Genomic DNA, 22,509 nt, shown 5'->3' with positions numbered 1-22,509 from the left:
GAGCTAGAGCAGGGAGAGTAGCCAGGCCACCACGATCACGATGATCAAGAGGATGAGAGCTTGGGTGACGCGTGATTGCGGGTACTTGCGCCGCGCCCTAGGTAGTTTTTGGTCCTCGCGCCGAAGTTCCTCCGGGTTTGCCATGTTTGGCTTAGCTCCTCATCTAAAAAATCTTGTGATCCCCGCGCGCTTTGGGTGCGTGGGGTTAGCACTATGAGAAGCATCGTAGCGCGCAGCACAATGATTAGCCCTACTTGCCAGGAATATTCTTTCCTTTGGGGGTTCCCTAGCGCGGATCTTCCGAGACAATGATGCGCACCGAACCACACTCCGGTGGGCCCTGTTGCGGATCCTCGGAGGCTTGTCGTCGTTGAGCGCGAAGGGCACGTTGAGCGCGTAGTGCGCTGTGGGTGCGGGTGGGGCCGGAGCTGCGGAATACCTTGACGGAGAGGAAGTCGATAATCCGCAGCAGAATAATGGCCAGGACAGCGCAGAGGATCAGGGCTCCGAGAATCACAATGGGGGCCTGGAGCCATAGTGGTGCGCTGGTGAGATGCTGGGCGATCCAATCTGCCCAGGCAGTCACATAGTCACGCATCGCAATCACGCACTACGCTTCTGATCCTTTCGCTTCCTTAATCTTGCTTGGTTCTCTTTTGGGTTCCAGTTTAAAGGGCGCGGCGTCTTAAACCGCGGTGCCGCCTAGCCCGCGGCGAACCAACAAGGCGTTGACATCCTTATCGCGACCGCGCAGCGCCTTAAAGGCCTGGGTGTAGTCACTCGCTGCACCGCGGGAGAGCACGAGGTCGCGGAATTTCTGGCCCGCGGCGCGCATATCTTCCTTGGTTGGGGCTTCGCCGGTGGCGCCGACTTCTTTGAACCATTCGAAACCATCGGCATCGAGTACTTCAGCCCATAGGTAGGAGTAGTAGCCCGCGGAGTAGCCGCCGGCGAAAATGTGGTTGAAGTAAGTAGAGCGATAGCGCGGAGCGAGATGCTCCATATCCAGGCCATAGTTAGCCAGGGCGCGAGCCTCGAACTCAGCGATGCTGGTGGGGTCCGCGGAAATCTTTCGGGTTTCATCACTGCTGAGCATGTGCCAGGCCAGATCGATAATCGCAGCACCAAGGTATTCGGAAGTAGCGAAACCTTGGCCGAAGGTGCGGGAACGCTCAATGGCATCCAGCAGCTCATCAGGGATGACTTCACCGGTATCGACGTGGCGGGCATAGTTGCGGACAATGCTGGGTTCAAAAGCCCAGTTTTCGTTGATCTGGCTGGGGAATTCAACATAGTCGCGCGGCACGGAGGTACCCGAGAAGCTGGGGTAACGAACCTTGGACAATAGGCCGTGGAGACCGTGGCCGAACTCGTGGAAAACGGTGGTGACCTGATCCAAGCTGAGTAGCGGTTGGGAGCCATCAGAGGGTCGGTTAATGCCCATCACATTGATGACCACGGGTTTGGTGTTAAGAAGTTCGGATTGGTCCACGAAGCTGGACATCCAGGCGCCACCGCGTTTGCTGGGGCGCGCGAAATAGTCGGTAAGCAATAAGCCGATGCCGCTGCCATCTTCGTCTTTAACTTCCCACACCTGTACCCCATCGGCGTAGCCCTTCAGGTCATCGCGGGGGATCACCTCAATGCCATAGAGGCGATTGGCGGCGTAGAAAACACCATCGCGTAGGACCTGGTCGAGCGGGAAATAGGATGCAAGTTTTGCGGAGTCCAGGTCATAGTCGCGGCGACGAACTTGTTCTTCCCAATAGGGCCAGTCGGCCGCTTCCACCTCATTGTCCTTATCGACAATGCCGGCGGCTTCGGCTGCGAGTTTGTATTCGGCAGCGGCGTTGGCTGCGGCAGCCGGTGCGAGGTCTTCTAGGAGGCGGCGCACTGCGGTGGCATCGGGTGCGGTTTCTTCTTCAATCACATAATCAGCGTGGTGGGCATAGCCCAGTAGTTCAGCCCGGCGCGCACGCAGCTGCACCATATTAAGGAGCACTTCCCCATTCGAGTCGGCACCGCGCCGGCCTGCTTGTTCATATAGCCGGCGGCGGGACGCGGCGTGCTCTAGGGAGGATTGGGCTGATTGCACGCTGGGCAACTCAATGGGAAGCACATAGCCTTCTACGCCGCGGTCGCTGGCGGCTGCTTGGGCGGCTTTGATTCCGGATTCTCCTAACCCGGCGAGTTCTTCTGGATCATCGAAACGCACGGCTAGTTCTTTGGTGTCCGCCAGGAGATTCCGGCCGAAGGTTTCCGATAGTGAGCTCAGCTGTTGGTTAATGCTGGAAAGCTCGGCACGGCCTTGCTCATTAAGGGCGGCACCGCGCCGGCGGAAAGCGCGCAGCAGGTGCTCGTGCAGGCGCTGGGATTCTTCATCTTCTGGGACCTCCACAGCTTGGATGCGTTCGAAGAGATCTTGGTTTTGGTAGATCGCATCATCATGGGCGGAAAGCTCCGGAACGATTTCTTCAGCGATGGCGTCTAACTCTGGGGAGGAGTCGGTGCCTTGGAGATTGAAGAACACCGCTGCAACACGGTTGAGTTCCTGTCCTGCTTCTTCCATGGCCTCCACGGTGTTTTCCCAGGTGGGCTGAGTTTCCTGGGTAATGGCGTGGATTTCTTGGTCATGGCGGCGCATGGCTTCGCGGAAAGCCGGGAGGAAGAGCTCGGTCTTAAAGGCTGCGAAGTCCGGTAAGTGGTAGGGCAAAGCAGAAGGGGCGAGCATCTGCTCGATGCTGGCTTCTTGGGTGTTCTTCTGGTCAGTGTGGGGGTAATTATTCTGCTCCATGGGCGCTAATCGTACTGCCCGCACTAGGTTAGGAAATTATGAACGCCGAAGATTCTCCCAATGTTGTGGTGTCCACGGAAGTGGCCGCTTATATTACTGACCCATTTAGTGCTGCAGTTCCTGCTTGGAAAGTAGAGAAGGCACCAGCAGATTCCACCCCATTGGAAGTGGAAGTTGTGGCGCCCCAGGGTGTTCGCGCTGGGGATGATTTACCTGTTTTGGTATATATCCACGGCGGTCGCTATGAAGGCGGCCGGCATACGGAACGCTGGACTTCGGGCCGAGATTTGGTTGATGAGGGCCGTATCGTGCAGGTTCGCATTAGCTACCGCAAGCGGCTGGAAGGTTTCCTTCCCTTTGGTGATGAAGATGCGCACCACTATCGCGGTGTTGATGATTGCCAATTGGGGTTGGAATGGGTACAGCGAAATATTGAGAGTTTCGGTGGTGACCCCACTAATGTGACACTTTCTGGACAATCCGCAGGTGGTGGGATCGCTCTATGGTTGGCCCGCCGGGATCATTACCGCGGGGCTTTTCGCCGAATGATCATTATTAGTCCCGGCTACCCGCGCGAAGGAATTGCTAAACGCAGTAGAGGGCTTCGCCTATGCATGGGTAAGGCTTTAACTCGTAAGCATTTAAGGTCGCTCAGCCCGAAACAGATGCGTAAGGGCTATCAGCGTTTCCGCACCCGCTTTATCACCGACATGGCCATGGGGCCTTACCCCTTTGATGGTCGTGAGCTGGTGGATATCCCCATGCTCATGACGATTACTACCCGCGAGTTCCATGAGCACCCCTCTGCCCGCTGGTTTGATAACCGTAAACCCCGCAAGACCGGCACCCCACAGGTGGAGGTTCCGCAACGCCCACGGCTGACCCGGATTACCGCGGAGAAGGTTTTGGGAGTCCAGCCGGGCATGGCAAGCCTCTATGCGGATGATCCGACCCCGGCGGGAGCAATTTTGAGTGACTCCTTGATCCGCCGCTGGGCAGCCCAAGCTTTGGAAGAACACCATGGCCCGCAGTGGCTCATTGAGTATGACGACCTAGAGCACTGCGAAGATTTGCCTTTGATCTTCGGCCCGATTGAGTCGAGCCAGGTGACCTCCAAGGAAGCTCAGGAGAAGGTTCGCAGCATCGCCTTGGATTTCATTCGTGGTGATGAGCTGTCTTGGCCCCAATATGAGGTTGCTCAGGATGCGCAGAAGCCGCGCCAAGCCTTGGAGATCTATTTGGATGGTCGCAGCGAAGTGGTGACTGACCCATTAAGGCGCACACGCTTGGCTTTTAAGTCCGAAGCCGAGTAATTCCTAGGGGGTAGTTGCGGTAGGTTGAGGCGTGTTTTTCACCGTTTCACTGCACCGGGTGGGGCTTAGCCCCACCTGAACCGCGCAAGGTGATCTTAAGGGCTCTACCCTAGTGCTCATGACCACTTCTTCTTCCTCTCAACCGCAACCGCAGTCTTCCCACAACACCCCAGCCAATGGGGCCCGGGAAGCCGCAGAACAGCTCTTCGAGTTGGGTTTTGAGTTGCCTAGCGATAGCCCCCAAGTGGATCCCGTTGACCAGGTGGACCCACCTGAGGTTGATGAAGAAGGTTTAATCGTGGAACCCGAAGCCGAGGACTTCGATACTCCGGCACCAGCACCGGATGATCGCGACCCGGAGTGGTACAAGGACGCCGTCTTTTATGAAGTTTTGGTGCGCTCCTTCTATGACCCGGATGGCAATGGTTCTGGTTCCCTCCAAGGCTTGAAGGAAAAGCTGGACTACCTGCAATGGTTGGGTGTGGATTGTTTATGGATCCCGCCGTTTTATGACTCCCCGCTGCGCGATGGTGGCTATGACATCCGCAATTTCCGGGAGATCTTGCCGGAGTTCGGCACCGTCGATGATTTCGTGGAATTAGTTGACCAAGCCCACCGTCGTGGGTTGCGGGTGATTACTGACTTGGTGATGAACCACACCAGCGACCAGCACCCGTGGTTCCAGGAGTCCCGGCGCGACCCCGAAGGCCCCTATGGGGATTTCTATGTGTGGGGTGATGATCCGGAGCTCTATAAAGAAGCCCGCGTTATTTTCATTGACACTGAGGACTCCAACTGGAGTTTCGATCCGGTGCGTAAGCAGTACTTCTGGCATCGTTTCTTCTCCCACCAACCGGACTTGAACTACGACAACCCGGATGTTCAAGAAGCCATGCTGGATGTGATGCGCTTCTGGCTGGATCTGGGCTTGGACGGTTTCCGTTTGGATGCTGTTCCCTACCTCTTTGAGCGCGAGGGCACTAATGGTGAGAACCTGCCGGAAACCCATGATTTCTTGAAGCGTTGCCGTGCGTTGGTGGATGAGGAGTACCCCGGCCGGATCCTTTTGGCTGAAGCTAATCAGTGGCCGGCTGATGTGGTGGAGTACTTCGGTGAGCCCACCATCGGCGATGAGTGCCATATGGCTTTCCACTTCCCGCTTATGCCTCGGATCTTCATGGCTGCGCGTCAACAATCCCGCACCCCGATTGAAGATATTTTGGCCCACACCCCGGATATCCCGGAGTCTGCCCAGTGGGGTATTTTCCTGCGCAACCATGATGAGTTGACCTTGGAGATGGTCAGCGAGCAGGAACGCACCTATATGTATGAGCAATTCGCTACTGATCCACGGATGCGCGCAAATGTGGGGATTCGTCGTCGCTTAGCACCACTTTTGGATGGTGACCGTAATCAGCTGGAGCTATTCCATGCGCTCTTGCTGTCGCTACCGGGCTCACCGGTGTTGTACTACGGCGATGAGATCGGCATGGGCGACAATATTTGGTTGCCGGATCGCGATGGGGTGCGCACCCCGATGCAGTGGAGCTCGGATCGCAACGGTGGCTTCTCAACTGCTGAACCAGAACGTCTATATCTCCCGGCGATCCAAAATGACCGCTTCGGTTATTTGCAGGTCAATGTGGATAACCAGATGCACCAACACAATTCTTTGTTGAATTGGGTTCGCAATCTCATCCATGTGCGTAAGAACTATCGTGCCTTCGGTGTGGGCGATTATCGCCCAGTGGATTCAGCAAACGAAACGGTGCTGAGCTACCTGCGCGAATATGAAGGCCAGACGGTGCTGTGCATTAATAACCTGTCTGAACGACCGCAGCCAGTGGAGTTGGATTTAAGCGAATTCGCTGGTTATACCCCGCAGGAACTAAGCGGTGGTGAGGTGTTCCCGCAGATCACCGACAAGCCGTGGGTTGTTACCCTGGCGCCTCATGGTTTCTTCTGGTTTGAGTTGAAGAAGCCGGGAGCAGCGAAGTAGCACAGCGCAGTTAAAGAGGTAATCAGTATGCAGCCAGCATCATCTGCAGTGAAGTATTCGCCACAACAGCTTGCGGATCTTTTATCCCAGAGCCGCTTCTACGGGGCGAAAGGGGTGGGCATTGCAGATGTGCAGATGCTGCACGCAGCCCCGCTCCTAAGCGGTGAGCAGGCCTGCCAGCTGGTACTTATCCAGGTCACCCAGGAGCCAGATGCCACCGGCCAGGTGGAGGAAAGCTTCTATCAACTGTGCCTAGCCGGCGATGGCCGTATAGATGCTGATACCCCGAAAGATCTTCTGGCTGAGGGGGATCCCGCTGCCCTTAGAGCGGTGGTGAAGGCGTGTGCGCAGCAGGAAGCACCTGCTGGTTTAGGTGAGTTCACTGCGGTTGGCGATATCAGCATTCCCACTGATGCTGAGATCAAGGTGATTGCTGGTGAGCAGTCCAATACCTCGGTAATTATTCGTGAACCCGGCGCGCAGTCTGGGCTGATGTTGAAGTTCTTCCGCAAGTTGGAAGCTGGCCTTAACCCGGATGTGGAGCTACTTAGCCTCATCGGTGATTGCCCCGCGGTGGCTGGGGTGCGTGGCTATGTCGAGATAGCACAACCGCAGATTGGTGGGCGCGCTACCTTAGCGATGCTCCAGGAGTTAGTTCCCGGCGCCCAAGATGCCTGGGAAGTAGCGCTTGATAGTGCGGAAAATGATGTCGACCCCACGGCTTTTGCACAGGCAGCCGAAGCCATGGGTGCGGCAACGGCGCAGGTACACCACGCCCTTGCTGATGCTTGCTCGGTAGACACCGTGGCTAAAACAGTGGTGGTTGAAGGATTTAAGCAGCGCTTAGCTGAAGCAATCCGGCAGGCACCCATCTTGGCGGAAGTAGAAGCTGAGGTGCTGGATTTCTATACGCGGCTTCAGGATGAGCTTCCGGATGAGATTAAGGTGCAGCGCATCCACGGGGATCTGCATTTAGGTCAGATCCTGCGAAGCGCTACTGGGCATTGGGTGCTCATTGATTTTGAAGGCGAACCGGCTCGTCCTTTAAGTGAACGTCGGCTTAAAGATTCGGCGCTAAGGGATGTGGCAGGAATGCTGCGTTCCTTTGATTACGCCGCCTATGCGGCCGGTCGTAATGAACCACAGCACTGGGTGCAGGCCTGCCAAGCAGCTTTCCTCAAGGGCTATGGGCTGGCGGGTTCTTCTTTGCTGGTGGATGCCTATGTGCTGGATAAGGCTCTCTATGAGGTGGGCTATGAAGTAAATAACCGCCCCACCTGGGTTGATATCCCATTAGGGGCGGTCAAGCGCATCATCGGCTCAGATGCCTTCACTGATACTCAGTAGGGCGTCGCGTAGTTTTTGTTCCGCGAGTTCTTCGACTAGCCAGGGGCTAAAGGCGAAGGGCGTGGAATCCACAGCAATGAAAAGCTTGCGGGGAGTAACCCATGCCCATTGGTCGATTTCCTCGGGCATGGGGTTCAGTGCGGTGGCTGGGATGCGCAGCCGCGCGATATAGACCGGGCAGATTTCGTTTTCCACTACCCCGGAGGAGTCCACTGCACGGTAGCGAAACTCCGGCAGGATAGCTTCGATATCGCTAAGCGAATTGGGGTTTAAGCCAAGTTCTTCCACTGAGCGACGACGGATCGCGTCCTGATCGCTTTCCCCGGGGCCGGGGTGCCCGCAGAAGCTATTGGTCCATACTCCAGGCCAGGTGAGTTTGGTTAGCGAGCGGCGGGTCATAAGTAGTTCGCCGACTTGGTTAAAAAGATAAGCCGAAAACGCGCGGTGAAGTGGGGTGTCCTGAGAATGAACGGTGGCTTTAGGTGCCGTGCCTACCTCTTCGCCTTCATCATCTAACAGGACTACCAGCTCATCGTTCAGCTCATCATTCTCAGTCATGTAGACCAGGTTAGCTAAGCCGTCATTTTTATCCCCTCACCCAGGCACCAATCACCCCGGGCACTACCCCCTCACGTTCCCCAAGTAGTGCCGCGGTGTTGCTATCTTCCTCAACCGCTGAGGTCACGGACTTCACCTTGCCCTTGGTTTTGGCGGATTGTTTCTCACCATGTGCACCTGCTTGGCCCATCGCCATCATGGGGCGAGTACCCATCATGGAGTTCGTGGAACCAGATCCACCCATGGCGCCGGAACTCATTACCCCGCGGCTCATTCCGCTTCCAGCAGCCATGGGGCTACCAGCACCGCCTACCCCACTGGTGCCTGGTACAGCACCTTGGGAGGCGCCAACACCACCGACACCACCACCGGCAGAACCAACGCCGCGGAGGTTAGCAAGATCGTGGTTACTGCGATGCGCATTCAGCGTACCCATCCCCATACCACCAGCACTTAATGGGGAAGCACCCATTCCGCTACCGGCAGTGGCACTACTCGGAGTGCTCAGACCAGCGAGCTGGGTTTTAGGTACCTCGGAGGTCGTCGGTAGACCCACCCCGGAAAGCCCGCGGGCCCCGTGGGAGTTGCCGCTCAGTCCTTCGCCTGTTGAGGCGTTCAGGCTAGGTAGATTAAGCGCTGCTTGACGTTGAGCATGAGTGCTAGTCCACTGGCTGCTATCCAGGTGAGCCCCACTGCGTGCCCCCGCGCTATTGCCGGCAGGTACTCCGCCAATGGCCGTGCCCTTAAATCCAGTGTTCGCCCCGGCGTTTAAGGCATTGCCAAAACCACCAAGCCCTTGGGCAATGCCTTGGATATGTCCAAGTGCTTGGCTAAAGCGCTGCAAACCACCCAGCAGACCGCCACCGCCCGCGCCGCCGAAGCCACCACCGAAGCCACCACCCGCACCAGCCCCTGGAACACCACCGATCGATGAAGGTGCAGCTGGTGGCACGGCAGTATTGGAAAGAGTGGTGGCAGGAGCCTGAAGAGATGCCACCTCGGTAGGTGCAAGATGCTGCACCTCATTCATGGCAGCCATCTCCGCATCCACCGACGCCATAGTGTGGGACGCGGCAGCGGCACTCTTTTTCTGGCTTGCCAAAGCCTTCACCCCGGTTTTAAAGAGCTCATCGAAATCTACTGGTTTGCGCTCAGATAGATCATCGACTCCCGCCACGGCACCACCTGGCAGGTAATAGTCGGTACTGAGCGACATCAAGCTATTCATCGGCGGCACCGCACTTTGCACCATGGGAGAAAATGTTGCGGGGAAAGCAGCCAAATACACTTCTTCCAGCCGCCGCCGATCATCAGGATCTTCGACTTCCTCCACCCTGGCAAGCATGCCTTCTGCGATCTCTTGGCCCATCCGGTGCGCATTACCCATGCGATTAAGTGCCAGGCTAAGTAAATACGTATTCCTTCCTAAAGCTTCGGCAGCATCAGCAGCCCACCAGATGGTGGCGGTCGCTTTGCTGAAGGACTCGCCCTCATTATGTTCCTGGAGGGTGTCGTGCGCCCGATTCAGATCCGCGGTAATGCGATCAGCTTTCTTCGACAATTTCCGCCACTGCTCGGTCGCGGATTGTTGGGCTGCGGTATCCGTAGAAGCAAAGTCCGCGACTAAGGCCTTCAAAGAGGTCGGTGTTCCCACCGAAGGAGACGGGAACTCGTAGCATCGGGCCTCGAACGCCGGACGAGCTGGGAAACGCACCTCCTCCGTCTGGTTCCGATGGTCATGCTCAAAATCATCAAAAGCGCGGGCAAGCAGCTCATTATGAGAGATAAAAGCGGTTAAAGAGACATCCAAGGTCTCCCCTATCCAACGCAGATGTTCGGCGTAACGCTGCAGTGTTTCCTGCGCTGACCCAGGGCCACCCACTAGCACCTGGCCGTGCCGTACCCCAAGCTGATCTAGTCCACTGACCTGTGAATATCCGGGCCCCAAGCTGGAGCTTGCGGCAACTTTTTCAGCTTCCTCCGCAAGTTCATGTATCACGGCCAATGAGTCAATGACCGCTCTTACCTGGTCTGTACTAATCGACAAGGTCATAATTACTTCCCCCCAAAGGTGATGTGCTTTTCTTTTCCCCAAGTGCCTCGCCGCTCACCGGCTGGCGCGCCGAGCTGGAGCACCGGCTGGAGCACCGGTTGGCGCGCAACCACCAGCGAGTTAAGCGAAGGCGAAGCGCTGCGCCCACACGGTAACGCACCGCAGAAACTGATACTGATTTGGTATTCGTGGGCATAGTGCAGGTGCTTCGCCTTCGCTTAACTGCGTCTCGTAGGACTCTTCGGAATTGATGGGAATCCAGGCACCTTCCCCTCCGCCTAGTTGCACCCCCCTAGCCCATCCCATTCCCATAGCCGAAGCGACTAACTCAGAAGACAAGCAAGACACCCGGATTCTTAGAAAGCGCCTCATCTTGTCTTCGCAGCTAGTGCCTCATGCCGCTCACTACAGCGAAGGTGGGTTCGCTTGAAAAGGGTGCGTGGTGCGGAAAAGATGTACCCAGCTTCTTAGACGACCAAAGCCACCTAGGTGGTTCCGGACTCTGCCGAACCCCAGGGTGGCCTTGAAATACGTCAGCGCGCCCCTCCCCCCCCCCGCAGCGCGACTCCAGCCACAGCGCGCCCGCCCCGCAACGCAACCGTAGCGAGCAGCGACTAAGGGCTAACGTTCAGATTGCCGCTATAGATGACATTGCCGATCTGCAGCTTGGCCTTCCACAACGCCCCGGTATTCACGTCGAAGACATACTTCAGGTTCGTGGATGCGTGGGCCCCCAAGGGAAGATCCAAACCACTTTGCACCCCGGAGTTTTCATCTGCGATGCGGTCGATATCAGTCCATCCGCCAGCACCATCCGGGATCTTCAAGATCACCGGGGTAAGCGCCTCCGGCGGTAGCGGCACATCATTGTCATTGGTGACCAACACATAAATCAGGCTGCCTCCGTTGGGCGCGTAGCGAACGCCCTGCAAAGTATAGGTCAGGTTCAGGCCTTCATCATGAGCGCTTTTCACCAGCTCAGTGGTTTCGGTTGGCTCAACCTGCTTCGGCTCAAAAGCTGGGGTGACAGAGGTCGTAACTTCCAGCACCTCACTTGGGGTGATTTCATTGCTCACCTCGTCCTGGTTCCTATCGCAAGCAACCAAGCTGGCGCTTAAGGCAATCGTCCCTACCCCGGCGACCACAGCAGTCGCGATCCGCATCCCAGCACCACCTGCAGCATGGTGCTTTGTTGATGCACGGTGGGCACAGGAATGCTCGCCGGAGTGATCACCGGACTGCTGCGGAGCATGAGTCAGAGAAGAATCCACAGGTAAAAGCCTTCCTTCATCAATTCACGCGGGCCTACCACGCGTGCGCCTACCCACGTACGCTAAAACTGCCTTGAAACACCGCGAACATGCGGCGGGTTTTAGTGTAGCGCTAGGGCTTTCCCCCACGCAGCATTAGCTTGAGCTGCCCGCGCGCTCACCAAGCCCACCACGTCCCACAAGCTCCCCAAGCCCCACAGGCTTACCACGTCCCACGCACAAACCAGGCCCCACACCCCTTGGGGATAGCGCGGGGCTACCAAGGCTATCCTCAGCGACCTACACTGGAACCTCATAACTGGCCAGAACTGATTAATTAGCGCTGCTGCCAATCCACAAGTTATAGGGATGTGATCCAACTCCGGTGATGGCGACAACGAACTCCTCCGGAAATTCCCCGCGGAAACCCTCCGGTAACTCTTCTGGAAACTCCGCCGAGGGCCTCACAGAAGGCTCCTCGAGCAACGCCGCGAGCAACGCCGCGGACAACTCCATAGGCGACAACAGTGCCACCAGCACCACCAGCGCCCACGCAACCTCCGCGCTAGCCAACCCCAAAAACCCTTTAAGGGTCTCCGCGGTATGGACCACCGTGATCTATCTGATCCTTGGGCTTTTAAGCGCGGTCTTCATCTGGGTCGGCACCCCAACCCCCGATTCACATGCGCGGGTGTGGAATTACGATATCCCCTCGGCAAACGGCGAAGAATCAAGCTCCTCGGATACCGCACCAGGCAATGGGCTAGGTGTCGAAAACCCCACCCGTAGCGCCGGGGAACTTTTCGAGGAACTCAACCAGCACAGCCTTGCACTATTCATTGAGCACCAAGATGCCCTCGCGGCAGGCCTAACGGTCCTTGACCCCACCGGACAAACCCCATGGCTGCAGGAACACCGCGATGAGCTAGCACCTCAACCCGGCAAAGCCCGCGCCTTCCTTTTCCGCAACACCTATTGCGCCAAGCAGGTGGAGCTCGGCAACTCCTGTCCCTATCTCCCGGACAATATTGAGGTAGCCGGCACCACCGACTCCCCCATTAGTCCGCGCGGTCGCCAATTCGCCATCATTCCCGCCGCCGAGGACACACTCGGCTACGGCAGGTACCTCATCGGCGGATCCGGAGCTGAAGCAAAAGAAATTCTCCCAGAGGTTTTCGTCAACGAAAGGCCCTACTCAGTTGAAAATTGGTTCGGCGATCTCTTAGTAAAAGTCCTGGAATACGAGGGCACCTTGGCCCTCATCCCGCTGATTATTGCGCTGCTTCTATGCATCTTCATTTTCGCCATGGAGTACCGCCGCAACACCAATTTCCCCGAACCGACCCGCAGCCCAGCAAGTGCGAAGTCCTTCGCCTTCGCGCATTTCCCAGCGCATATTGCGGGATATCTCGGCGGGATTATCATCGGGCTACTGCCCTTGGTGTGGGTGAGCATCCACCAAGGTAATGAGCACGTTATCCGCGCTTATCTCCCCAATGCGGTGGGGATCAGCGTGGCGCTCATCCTGGGGGTGCTGGCTGTTTTCACCGTGCTGCGCTTCCTTATCGCCCGCCACTACCTCCGCCGGCTCATGCTACTCAATCCAGGCGCAACACCCAACACAACAACCACACCCACCACCACCAACCCCCAGGGAGGTGCCCACTAATGCTCACCGAGATCCGCGGCGGCGCCCGCATGGCACTCTCCCATTGGCGCTCCGGCCTACTTATCAGCGCATGCCTATCCTTGATGGTCTTCATGCTCACCATCGTCGTGGTGGGGCTTAGCGAAGAAGATCAAGACGACAAAATTTTAAGCCAGGTGCGCGCCCAAGAAGGCTATGCCTTCACCGTCGCCAAACGCACCGACCTAAACACCGACCCCAACAAAGAACCCGAGCACGATAAAAAGCTCAGCCCCCGCGCCCCCGCGCTCTTAGAAGAACTGCTGAGCCAACCCGATACCTACGGGATCGCTCCCTTTGATGTCCCAGATGATGATGCCGATAGCGAAGGCTCCCATGGCCAATTCCTGGTGATCATCGGCGAGGGCATCGAGAAGGTTCACCCGCATGTCAACTGGTGCTCTCCCGCCCCCTGTGCGATGCGCGGCGCTAGAACCACGCCCTTCGAGCCCACCATTCACTCCGGCGAGATCACCCTGCCCGGTGATGGCCATGAAACGGTGCTCAAGGAAGGAGCAGCCTTCTGGGCGCCGGATTCTTCCATCACAAACCTGGATTATCGCAAGATCCTGCGCCTTAATCCCAGCGATATTTCTAAACTCACTCCGCTAGCACAGCGCAGCCTGAGTGGAAGAGTGATCTTGCTTGGCAAGCCCGAGGAAGGCCAACGCCAAGAGGTCCTCCAAGAATTCCTGACGGAAAACTACAACTCTGGCCACACCCTTATCCCCGTGTCCTTGGATAGCCCGCAGCGCCCTTGGCTGAGCACCCGCACCCACGTGGCAATTCTGGTGCTCATTTTGGTGCTAGCGCTTAGTGCCATGGCAGTAATTGCCTATTGTTTGCATGCCCGCCGCATTGTGGATCGCACGGTCCGCGCCCTGGCTATTCGTCGCATGTGCGGTGGCACCCCAGAGGGCTCCTATTTGCGCATGGCTTCCTATATTGGATTCTCCATGGCATTAATCCCAGGGCTGGTGGGTATTGTCATTTTGGTTTTCGATACCTATGCCGGCATTCCATTTGGTGCAACCGTCAGCCTAGCCACCTTACTTATCGCATATCTGCTGGTCATGGTGGATGTTGGGACCCGGGTGAAAACGGAAAGGTTTTTGCAATCATGAGTGCTCGCAGCGACGCTGTCCTCACATTGACCAATATTTACCGAGTTTTCGCCCGCGAGCGTCATCCCGAAACCACCTTGGCGGTCCGCGAATTCAACTTGGAGGTCAAATACAAGGAAATGGTGGCGCTTTATGGCCCACCTAATTCCGGTAAATCCACGGTGTTGGGCATCGCTGGATTATTGCTCCGCCCCACCAGTGGCGAGGTGCTTCTGCACGGCCATGAAGTTCCCCAAACTGAACCGGAACGCGCCGCAATTAGAAACTCCGCGCTGGGGTTTATACTCCACGACTATGACGTTATTGAGTGGATGAGTGTGCTCGATAATGTTGCGATGGCCTTGGATTATGAATCCCCGCGGGTTCCGCACCCACAGCGCCAACAGCGTGCCACAGTGGAATTAGAAAGACTCGAAATTCCCCGCGGATTATTCTCCCGCCCCGCCGGCGAGGCCCCCGCAGAACTGCGGCTTCGCATCGCCCTTGCCCGCGCCCTGGTCACCAACCCGGATCTTATTTTGGCCGATGAACCCACCGCTGGTTTGGATGATCAGGCCACCATGCGCACCATGAGTTTGCTGAAAGCTTTGTCCGAGTTCGGGGTGTCGGTGTTGGTGGCTACGGATCGCGAGCAAGTGGCGCGCTTTGCCGATCGCATTGTGCCTATCGCGAGTAGCTAGCTCAGTAACCGCGCCGTAGTCAAGGGGGTGTAATCTCGCGCACATGAAGGTTCCCTGTGTCGATCAACTCCGTGCGCGCCGCACCAAGAAATGGATGGCTTTCGAAGACGATGTCCTCCCCTTCTGGATCGCCGAATCCGACTTCTCCACCTGCCCGGAAGTCAAAGACGCCATCCGCCAAGCCGTCGAAGATGAAAGTTTCGGCTACCCACCACCACCGGTGGACTTACAACCCGCGGTCGCTGACTTTTATCAGCGCCACTACGGCTGGCGCCCCAACCCAGAATGGATCGCCGCCATCCCCGATGTGGTGCGCGGACTATTTTTAGGCATCGAATACTTCACCCGCCCCGGTTCCGGAGTGGTGGTACCCGTCCCGACCTATCCGCCCTTCCTCATGTTGCCCAAAGCCACGAAGCGGGAAACCCACCTGATTTCTGCTGAAGGTGGGATCGACCCCAAAGCGGTGGAAGCAGAATTTACTCGCGGTGCCGGGGCGTTGCTCTTGTGCTCACCTTTTAACCCACTGGGCTTCATGCTGGAGCGCGAAACCTTAGTGGAGTTAGCTGAGATTGCGGATCGCTATGATGCTCGCATCTTGGTCGATGAGATCCACGCACCACTGACCTATGATCGCCCGCATCTTTGTGCCGCCTCGGTATCCGATACTGCAGCGAAGGTGTGTATTACGGTCACAGCTACCTCCAAAGCCTGGAATATTGCGGGCTTAAAATGCGCGCAACTGATCTTCTCTAATGAAGCTGATGTGCAGCGCTGGGAGGAACTGCCCTTATTGATTCGCGAGGGCGTGAGCACTATTGGGCAGATCGCTGCCACGGCGTGTTATACCGAAGGTGATGAGTTCTTAAAGCAACAGATTCCGCAGCTGCGTAGCCTGCGGGACTATATCTGTGAGGAACTTCCCAAAGCGGTGCCTGGGTTGAAGGTGAATAAACCAGAAGCCACCTATTTGGCGTGGCTGGATTTCCAGGATACCCCGCTAGCTGAGGACCCGGCTAGGTTGTTATTAGAGCATGGTCGGATTGCGCTTAATGATGGCCGTGACTTCGGTGAACCTGGGGTTTCTCACGCCCGATTTAATTTCGCTACCTCGCGTGAGATTCTCGATGAGGCGTGCGAAAGGATGGCGCGCGCCTACCGTCACCTTGCCTAAAAACCCTGCACCCCGATCTCGGGAAAGCAGAACAAAGCCAAACCTCTAGTTAGTAGTTAGGGCTAGGGTTTTGGGAGTGGCTCTGTGTACCCTGCTGTTGAAGTAAGTTCCTAAAACGGAAAAGAGGATTCGGGTCGCAGTTATGGCTGACTCAGCACACTTAAAGAACACCAACGGGGTATCCGCGGGGCGATCGAAAAGCATCGTGCTGGTCACAGCGCTCATGCTCTTTTCGATGTTCTTCGGCGCCGGAAACCTGATCTTCCCGCCGATTCTCGGGGCACAGGCAGGCAGCAACCTCACCCCCGCGATCCTCGGGTTTTTAGGCACCGGGGTGGTGCTGCCGGTACTGGCGATCATTGCGATCGCGATTTCCGGACAGGATGTCTCCGACCTGGCGCGCCGCGGCGGCAAGATTTTTGGGTTCCTCTTCCCGATCCTCGCCTACCTTTCCATCGGTGCGTTTTATGCGCTACCGCGTACCGGCGCGGTGAGTTTCTCCACCGCCATTCAGCCGCTTTTTGGCTGGGATTCCACCATCGCTTCGGTGATTTTTAATTTCCTCTTCTTCGCGGTGGCGTTGGCGCTGGCCTATAACCCGCATTCAATTGTGGATAAGCTGGGCAAATATTTAACCCCTGCGCTGCTGATTCTGCTGGCGGTGTTGGTGAGCCTGGTGCTAGTGAAATTCACCCCTGAAAACCTAGCGCCGGCTGAGAATTTCCAGCACGCCCCCTTCGCTGGTGGGTTACTACAAGGCTATTTGACCATGGATTCCATTGCGGCGCTGGCCTTTGGCATTGTGGTGATTTCTTCGCTGAAGACCTTGCACGCAGAGTCTCTAGGCAGTGCCCCCGCCACTGATGAGCGCGCGCATGCCCGCTGGCTGGTGCGCAGCACCATCATCGCCGGTGTGATCGCCGGAGTACTGCTGGGCATTATCTATATCGGCCTAGGCCTGGTGGGGCGTTTTATCCCCAACCCCGGGCAATATGAAGATGGCGCCGGCATCCTTTCTGCTGCTGCGGGCCTGACCATGGGCACTACTGGCCAGGTGATTTTCGGGCTGATTGTGCTGCTAGCTTGCATGACCACCGCCGTGGGGCTCATCGCTGCGACCAGTGAATTCTTCAGCACGCTCTGGCCCACCGTGCCCTATCGCACCTGGGCGATTCTCTTTGCCATTATGTCTTTCGGCTTGGCTTCCGCGGGTCTCGATACCGTGCTCGCGGTCGCCGCCCCGGTGATCGGCTTCCTCTACCCCGCCGCCATCACCTTGGTGTTCTTAACGCTTATCGAACCGCTTTTAGGTGGCAAGATCCGCTTCCGCGTGGCCTTCCGCTTCGCCATTACCGTGGCGGTGATCTGGTCGCTACTGATGACCTTCGCCTCCCTTGGCTGGGGTACAGACGTCATTAACCAGGCCATTGGCTGGTCCCCGCTACACAAGTTGGATCTTGGGTGGGTACTGCCCACGGTAATCGCTTGGCTGGTGGGCTTGGTGGTCGATATTGTGCGCCAACGCGACACTGCCCCGCGGGTGGTGCACGAAGCGCCGGCGCAGTAGCGCTGCCCGCATAATAAGTGCTCCCGGCGCAGTAGTTAAAGCGCGAGCGTCTCCGCCACCAATCCCCCATCACGTTCAAACACCACAAGCAGCGTGTGCTCATCAATGCGTACCGAGTCGGAATAACCAAACTCCCCGGCCGAGAATTGATGCAGCACCCGCTGCTTTTCTACATCCCACACGACCCCATTTTCCCGCGCTAACCCATGATGCGGGTGAATAAGAGCCACCCGAGAATCCCCCGGACTTCCCAGCTGAATAAGGCAGGCATTACACCCCGGATCCGCGGCATTATCCAAACTCAACGCACTTATTCCCCGCGGATTCCACCGCCCCCACATCCGCCCACCTTCATGCTGGCGACGAATACTGAGCACAATATCTTCCCCATCAACCACCAACGCAGTTTCATCCACACGCCCTAAAGAACCATCCGCAATCGGCTCACTTATCTGCACAATCTCCCCGCGCAAAAAGAACACCAACCGAAGATGAGTTTCCTCCCCCACCCGAATCACAAAGGGAAAGACCGCTAACTCCTCTGCAAACTCCGGGTGCGGATACGCCACCGCACTTCCCGAAGTCGCAAAGGCCGCATCACAATGCAGCCGCTCATAAATCTCATCCAACCGCCGATGCTTCAACGCACCCACATCCTCCCCGCACGCCACCCAGGCCTCCAAACGATCGCCCGTATAACTCGAGCCGAAATACCCCACCTTCTTTGAGGCCGCATAACACAGCGTAAGTAGTTCTTTCGGCTGTGCTTTCCCCGAGACCCGCGTGACCACGGTGGCTGCGTCCCCGCAGGCTGCAGGGGTTCCACTTAGCCGCACCGGCTTCCCCCATGCGCGAGTAGCAAGATGAAAACGTAGATACACCAAGTAATTGGGGTTCGGAAGATCCGCTGCCATCGCCCCACCAATGCGCTGCCAATCCAAGGCCTCATCTGGTTGAGGGCGCGCATCAGCAAATAACAGCAGCTCACCATTAAGCCGCGCTAGTGCTGGGATGCGGTAGTCGAGGCTTTTTGTTGGGGCAAGAATCAGCTGCGCAGCCTGGGTGTTCACAGAGGCTAAGTCTAGTGCCTTCCATCCGGCGTACGGTTGGGGCATATATAACGCCCTTGTAGATAAGGAGATGAAACCCTGTGGTGGAGCTAGAAAAAATTTCGCTGATTGATTTTTGCACCATCTTTTCCGGGGAGAGCGCTACCGATGCGTTCCGGCGTTCCGTGGAATTAGCCCAGCGCGCTGAGGATCTCGGCATTGCCCGGATCTGGTATGCCGAGCACCACAATATGCCCTCGATTTCTTCTTCCGCCCCGGCAGTGCTGATCGCGCACGTAGGGGCGAAGACCAAGCGCATTCGTTTAGGTGCTGGTGGGGTGATGTTGCCCAACCATTCTCCGCTGGTGGTGGCCGAACAATTCGGGGCTTTGGCGCATATGTATCCGGGCCGTATTGATCTGGGCTTAGGGCGTGCCCCTGGTACTGATCCGGTAACGGTTCGTGCCCTTCGGCGTCGCCCGGATGCGGCAGATGCTTTCCCCAATGATGTTCTAGAACTCGATGGGTATTTAAGCGGCAACTCCCGGGTACCTGGGGTGCAAGCAGTTCCCAATGCACTGGTTAGTGATGATGCTGGGGAGACCTCCCGGCAGGTGCCGCTTTATATTTTGGGCTCTTCGCTTTTTGGTGCGCAGCTCGCCGCGCAACTGGGGTTGCCCTATGCCTTTGCCTCGCACTTCGCGCCCACCTATTTGCACCAAGCCATTGAGACCTATCGCCGCGAGTTCCAACCCAGTAAGACCCTGGCCGAACCCTATGTGATTGCCGCGGTGAATGTGTGTGCTGCAGATAGTGAAGAAGTGGCGCAGGAAAACTACCGCCAGGTACTTCGCGCGCGCGTTCGCAGCAAAGCAAAAAACGCGCAGCGTATCCGTGGAATCGGTGCGACCTCTGAAACCGTGGAGTTAGATGACGCGCAATTAGATGTGCTGATGAACTCGCCTTTTGGCCAGCAGATCACCGGGATGCTGCGCTATACCGCGGTGGGTACTAAGGATCAGGTGGCGGACTACCTGCGGGATTTCCAACAGCAGGCCCAAGCGAATGAGCTGATGATTTCGCTACAAACCCCACGCTTTAGAGATTCCCTGCATTCCTTAGAGCTCATGGCTGAAGGCATGGGGCTTGGCGCTGATTAGAGGGTGCGCCGCTGCGGGGCGGTGTCCTCTAAATCCTGGTTCACCTTATTCGCCCAGTGGTAGAGGATCGTCTGGCAGGTGAAGAAGATGAACATATACAGCGCCGGGGGGATCCAGCCACCCTGGGTCCAATAATCCCAGGGGCCTTCTTCTTTGACTAGCCAATGAATCAGCCACCCAAACAAGACGATGGCAATAAGCGCCAATCCGGCGATGAGGAAATACTTGGGGCCGGCATAGAATTCTTTATATTTTTTCATGACCCTTCAAGGCCTTAGTGATTCTTTGAGGCGATCTCGGCGGCTTCTTGGTCTTGCTTGCGGTTCCACTTCATCACCGCTGGGCCAACCACCAAGCTAAAGAACACAATAATGGCGGAGGTAATCCAGTAGCCATCCTGCCAATATCCCCACACGTTGCCCTTGACCAGCCAATGAACTCCCCAGGGGATCAGCGCGGCGATAAGGGTCAAGCCGAGCAGTAGTGGGTAATCCTTGCGGGCAAAAAGCGGTGTGGTGTGGGTCTCCATGGGCCAAGTGTAGGTGCGCCCTTAGATGCTGCGCAAAGGCTGAACCTGAGGGTTGCATCTAAGGGCGCTCTTAAGTACCTAGGGAAGCTGGTTTTCCCATTCTTCTCGTGGGAGTGGTCGGGAATGCTCCACGATTTTCAGGTTCTTGGCGTCTTCTTCTTCCTCCTTGCCAATCACCCCAATGTCACCACTGACGCGCACATTGCCGGGCACGATAATATTGCCTTCCTCATCGTGCTCGAGGACCGGCATGGGAAGCGGATTGCCTTCCTCGTCATAGCCGGGGGCGGGTTGGCTTTCATGCTTTTCGAGCTTCTCAGGCGTATCGGTTTTCTCCCAGCGGCGGGTACGGATCTGCCGGGTTGCGGCGGCATCATCGGTCATGCCCTTAATCAGGGAGTACATCATCACAAATTGCACCAAGAAGAAGGGGAAGGCCACGATAATGACCACTTCTTGCAAGGTGGCGATGCCAGCCTCGGGCGAGATAATCAGCAGCGCACCAGCAACCGCCCCAATCACAATCGCCCAGAGCACGCGGTAGTAGGTGGGAGTTTGGTTTTCTTCACCGGTGGCGAACATGTCATTGACCAAAGCTGCGGAGTCAATGGAGGTGATGAAGAAGATAATCACCACGATCAGCGCGAAAGCGGAGACCACACCTGCTAGCGGGTATTCAGCTAAGAGCTTGAACAGTGCTGCGGGAACATCACCATCGACAACCACCGGGGTGGTGAGCACACCGGGGGTTTCTAGTTCCAGCTCAATGCCGGCGCGGCCCATAATGGCGAACCAGATGACACTGAAGATGGTGGGAAGGGCGAGCACGCCACCGATATATTCGCGCACGGTACGGCCCCGGGAAATACGGGCGACGAACATGCCTACATAGGGGGACCAGCAAATAGTCCAGGCCCAGTAGAAGACGGTCCATTTACCTTGCCAGCCGGGGTTGTCTTCGAAGGAATCAGACCAGAACATCAGCTCAGGCAAAGTATCGGCGTAGATACCGAAGGATTCCACGGTGTGGCGCAAAAGGGTCAAGGTAGGGCCGGTGATGAGCACGAAGACGAGGAGACCCACCGCCATTCCAATATTGATATTGGATAGGATCTTCACGCCTTTATCCAGGCCACTGGCCACGGAGATGCAAGCCACCGCGGTGATGCTCAAAATAATGACCAGCTGCATCCAGGAAGCAATGGGGGTTCCCCAGAGCTTATTCATACCGGCGTTGATTTGGAGCACACCTAAACCAACGGAGACTGCAATACCGAAGGTGGTGCCAATAATGCTCAGGATGTCGATAAGTTTGCCGGGTACCGCGTAGATCTTGCCGCCTAGTAGTGGGGCGAAAACAGAGGATAGCCGTGGTGGGAGTTTACGCTTATAAATGAAGTAGCCCAGCGCTAGGCCAGGTAGTGCCAGGATCACCCACATGTGGATGCAGAAGTGATAAAAGGTGAAGGCGAAGGCTTCTTTAATGGCGGCTTCGCTCATGCGCTCAGCATCACCCATGGGGACGTTATAGGCATGGTTGAGTGGTTCGGCAACACCCCAGAACATCAACACCGCGCCCACTCCACCGGCAAAGAGCATGGCGAACCACACCGGGAGGGAGTGCTCGGGGTCGTCTTCATCATCGCCGAGTTTTACTCGCCCATAGCGGGAGACGAAGATGCCAACAAGGAAAATGAACATCATGGAAACGCCACCGATGTACATCCAGCCAAGGTTCTTCAAAAGCGATTGGGCAATCGTGGTGAAAGCATCACGGGCAGTGGTGCCTAAGACAATGGTGGCGATGACGAAGATGATGATGAACCCGGCGGCACCGAGGAAGATGAAAGGATCAGAGGCGATACCGAGGAAGGGTTTCTTACCCTCTTTTTGCGACATTTTTTCTGCGCTATTACCTGCCACCGTCGCGTCATAGGATTCGACGGGGTCAGAGTGGTCACGAATGGTAGAACCCTGCGATGGGTTAGCCATGATTTCAGCCCTCTAAAGGTGATGTGTTCGGAACGTGCCTAGGCAGGTGCGATATTGCTGCACTTTAGCTGTTGCACTGCGACAATTGCAGGTTGCACTGCGGCTAAAAGATTACCTGGGGGCTATAGGTAGTGGACAAACTCACATACTTACCCAAAGGTGTCTTGAGCCATCCTTATTTTGCGAGACAATTAAGTTCCAGGAAACTAGTTTTGAGTGCTCAGGCTAGGTTT

19 protein-coding genes are annotated in these 22,509 nt (G+C 56.7%); 9 read left to right on the top strand and 10 right to left on the bottom strand.

All coding sequences use genetic code 11. The features are described 5' to 3' along the window. Positions 1-3: 3 nt before the first annotated feature. The 3 genes from BMZ01_RS11110 to BMZ01_RS02535 form a co-directional block, all read right to left on the bottom strand. On the bottom strand, positions 4-144 hold the full coding sequence (locus BMZ01_RS11110) for a hypothetical protein (protein ID WP_092284093.1): 141 nt from the start codon (positions 142-144) through the stop codon (positions 4-6). Positions 145-286: 142 nt separating this feature from the next. Next, the gene (locus BMZ01_RS02540) at positions 287-607 is read right to left on the bottom strand and encodes a hypothetical protein (protein ID WP_092284091.1); all 321 of its coding nucleotides are present in this window, start codon (positions 605-607) and stop codon (positions 287-289) included. Between the two features lie 78 nt (positions 608-685). Beyond that, on the bottom strand, positions 686-2,731 hold the full coding sequence (locus BMZ01_RS02535) for a M3 family metallopeptidase (protein WP_092284246.1): 2,046 nt from the start codon (positions 2,729-2,731) through the stop codon (positions 686-688). Positions 2,732-2,832: 101 nt separating this feature from the next. On the opposite strand from BMZ01_RS02535, the gene BMZ01_RS02530 reads away from it, so the two are divergent. From BMZ01_RS02530 to BMZ01_RS02520, 3 genes are all read left to right on the top strand, one after another. Further along, positions 2,833-4,107 (top strand): carboxylesterase family protein, encoded by a 1,275-nt coding sequence (locus BMZ01_RS02530; protein ID WP_092284089.1) that lies wholly within the window; start codon positions 2,833-2,835, stop codon positions 4,105-4,107. A gap of 118 nt (positions 4,108-4,225) precedes the next feature. Then, on the top strand, positions 4,226-6,106 hold the full coding sequence (treS, locus tag BMZ01_RS02525) for a maltose alpha-D-glucosyltransferase (protein ID WP_092284087.1): 1,881 nt from the start codon (positions 4,226-4,228) through the stop codon (positions 6,104-6,106). A 27-nt stretch (positions 6,107-6,133) separates the two neighbouring features. Further along, a complete protein-coding gene (locus BMZ01_RS02520; RefSeq protein ID WP_092284085.1) occupies positions 6,134-7,453 on the top strand; it encodes a phosphotransferase in 1,320 nt (439 codons plus the stop codon). Here the strand turns inward: BMZ01_RS02520 and idi are convergent. The 3 genes from idi to BMZ01_RS02505 all read right to left on the bottom strand — a co-directional run bounded on the left by idi (position 7,427) and on the right by BMZ01_RS02505 (position 11,335). Continuing rightward, on the bottom strand, positions 7,427-8,011 hold the full coding sequence (idi, locus tag BMZ01_RS02515) for an isopentenyl-diphosphate Delta-isomerase (protein ID WP_092284083.1): 585 nt from the start codon (positions 8,009-8,011) through the stop codon (positions 7,427-7,429). The genes BMZ01_RS02520 and idi overlap by 27 nt on opposite strands. A gap of 28 nt (positions 8,012-8,039) precedes the next feature. Beyond that, on the bottom strand, positions 8,040-10,010 hold the full coding sequence (locus BMZ01_RS02510) for a hypothetical protein (RefSeq protein WP_150363910.1): 1,971 nt from the start codon (positions 10,008-10,010) through the stop codon (positions 8,040-8,042). Between the two features lie 668 nt (positions 10,011-10,678). Beyond that, entirely contained in the window at positions 10,679-11,335 is a 657-nt protein-coding gene (locus tag BMZ01_RS02505) for a hypothetical protein (RefSeq protein WP_092284079.1), read from the bottom strand. 367 nt (positions 11,336-11,702) lie between these two features. Here BMZ01_RS02505 and BMZ01_RS02495 point away from each other — a divergent pair, with 367 nt between their 5' ends. The 5 genes from BMZ01_RS02495 (at position 11,703) to brnQ (ending at position 17,546) form a co-directional block, all read left to right on the top strand. Further along, positions 11,703-12,983 carry a hypothetical protein gene (locus BMZ01_RS02495; RefSeq protein ID WP_143067428.1) on the top strand — a complete coding sequence of 427 codons (1,281 nt, stop codon included), beginning with the start codon at positions 11,703-11,705 and terminating at the stop codon, positions 12,981-12,983. Continuing rightward, positions 12,983-14,125 carry a hypothetical protein gene (locus BMZ01_RS02490; protein ID WP_092284073.1) on the top strand — a complete coding sequence of 381 codons (1,143 nt, stop codon included), beginning with the start codon at positions 12,983-12,985 and terminating at the stop codon, positions 14,123-14,125. Before BMZ01_RS02495 ends, BMZ01_RS02490 begins: the two co-directional genes overlap by 1 nt. Next, on the top strand, positions 14,122-14,805 hold the full coding sequence (locus BMZ01_RS02485; RefSeq protein ID WP_092284071.1) for an ABC transporter ATP-binding protein: 684 nt from the start codon (positions 14,122-14,124) through the stop codon (positions 14,803-14,805). Before BMZ01_RS02490 ends, BMZ01_RS02485 begins: the two co-directional genes overlap by 4 nt. A 43-nt stretch (positions 14,806-14,848) precedes the next feature. Then, positions 14,849-15,979: a MalY/PatB family protein gene (locus BMZ01_RS02480; RefSeq protein ID WP_092284069.1), complete on the top strand. Its 1,131-nt coding sequence runs from the start codon at positions 14,849-14,851 to the stop codon at positions 15,977-15,979. Between the two features lie 142 nt (positions 15,980-16,121). After that, complete coding sequence (gene brnQ, locus BMZ01_RS02475; RefSeq protein WP_092284067.1) at positions 16,122-17,546, top strand: branched-chain amino acid transport system II carrier protein; 1,425 nt, start codon at positions 16,122-16,124, stop codon at positions 17,544-17,546. A 35-nt stretch (positions 17,547-17,581) separates the two neighbouring features. On the opposite strand, the gene BMZ01_RS02470 is transcribed toward brnQ, so the two are convergent. Beyond that, positions 17,582-18,616, bottom strand: a complete 1,035-nt coding sequence (locus tag BMZ01_RS02470; protein ID WP_143067427.1) for a sialidase family protein — start codon at positions 18,614-18,616, stop codon at positions 17,582-17,584. 80 nt (positions 18,617-18,696) lie between these two features. Here BMZ01_RS02470 and BMZ01_RS02465 point away from each other — a divergent pair, with 80 nt between their 5' ends. Further along, positions 18,697-19,755 (top strand): LLM class flavin-dependent oxidoreductase, encoded by a 1,059-nt coding sequence (locus BMZ01_RS02465; RefSeq protein ID WP_092284063.1) that lies wholly within the window; start codon positions 18,697-18,699, stop codon positions 19,753-19,755. Here BMZ01_RS02465 and BMZ01_RS02460 read toward each other — a convergent pair. The 3 genes from BMZ01_RS02460 to BMZ01_RS02450 form a co-directional block, all read right to left on the bottom strand. Next, on the bottom strand, positions 19,752-20,015 hold the full coding sequence (locus BMZ01_RS02460; RefSeq protein ID WP_092284061.1) for a hypothetical protein: 264 nt from the start codon (positions 20,013-20,015) through the stop codon (positions 19,752-19,754). The two genes, BMZ01_RS02465 and BMZ01_RS02460, sit on opposite strands and share 4 nt — an antisense overlap. 14 nt (positions 20,016-20,029) lie before the next feature. Further along, complete coding sequence (locus BMZ01_RS02455; RefSeq protein WP_092284059.1) at positions 20,030-20,284, bottom strand: hypothetical protein; 255 nt, start codon at positions 20,282-20,284, stop codon at positions 20,030-20,032. Positions 20,285-20,362: 78 nt separating this feature from the next. Then, a complete protein-coding gene (locus BMZ01_RS02450) occupies positions 20,363-22,183 on the bottom strand; it encodes a BCCT family transporter (protein WP_092284244.1) in 1,821 nt (606 codons plus the stop codon). Positions 22,184-22,509 lie beyond the last annotated feature (326 nt).

Source organism: Corynebacterium spheniscorum (assembly GCF_900113445.1).
In the GTDB taxonomy this organism is placed as follows: Bacteria; Actinomycetota; Actinomycetes; order Mycobacteriales; family Mycobacteriaceae; genus Corynebacterium; species Corynebacterium spheniscorum.
This window is presented reverse-complemented; position numbering and strand designations above follow the sequence as displayed.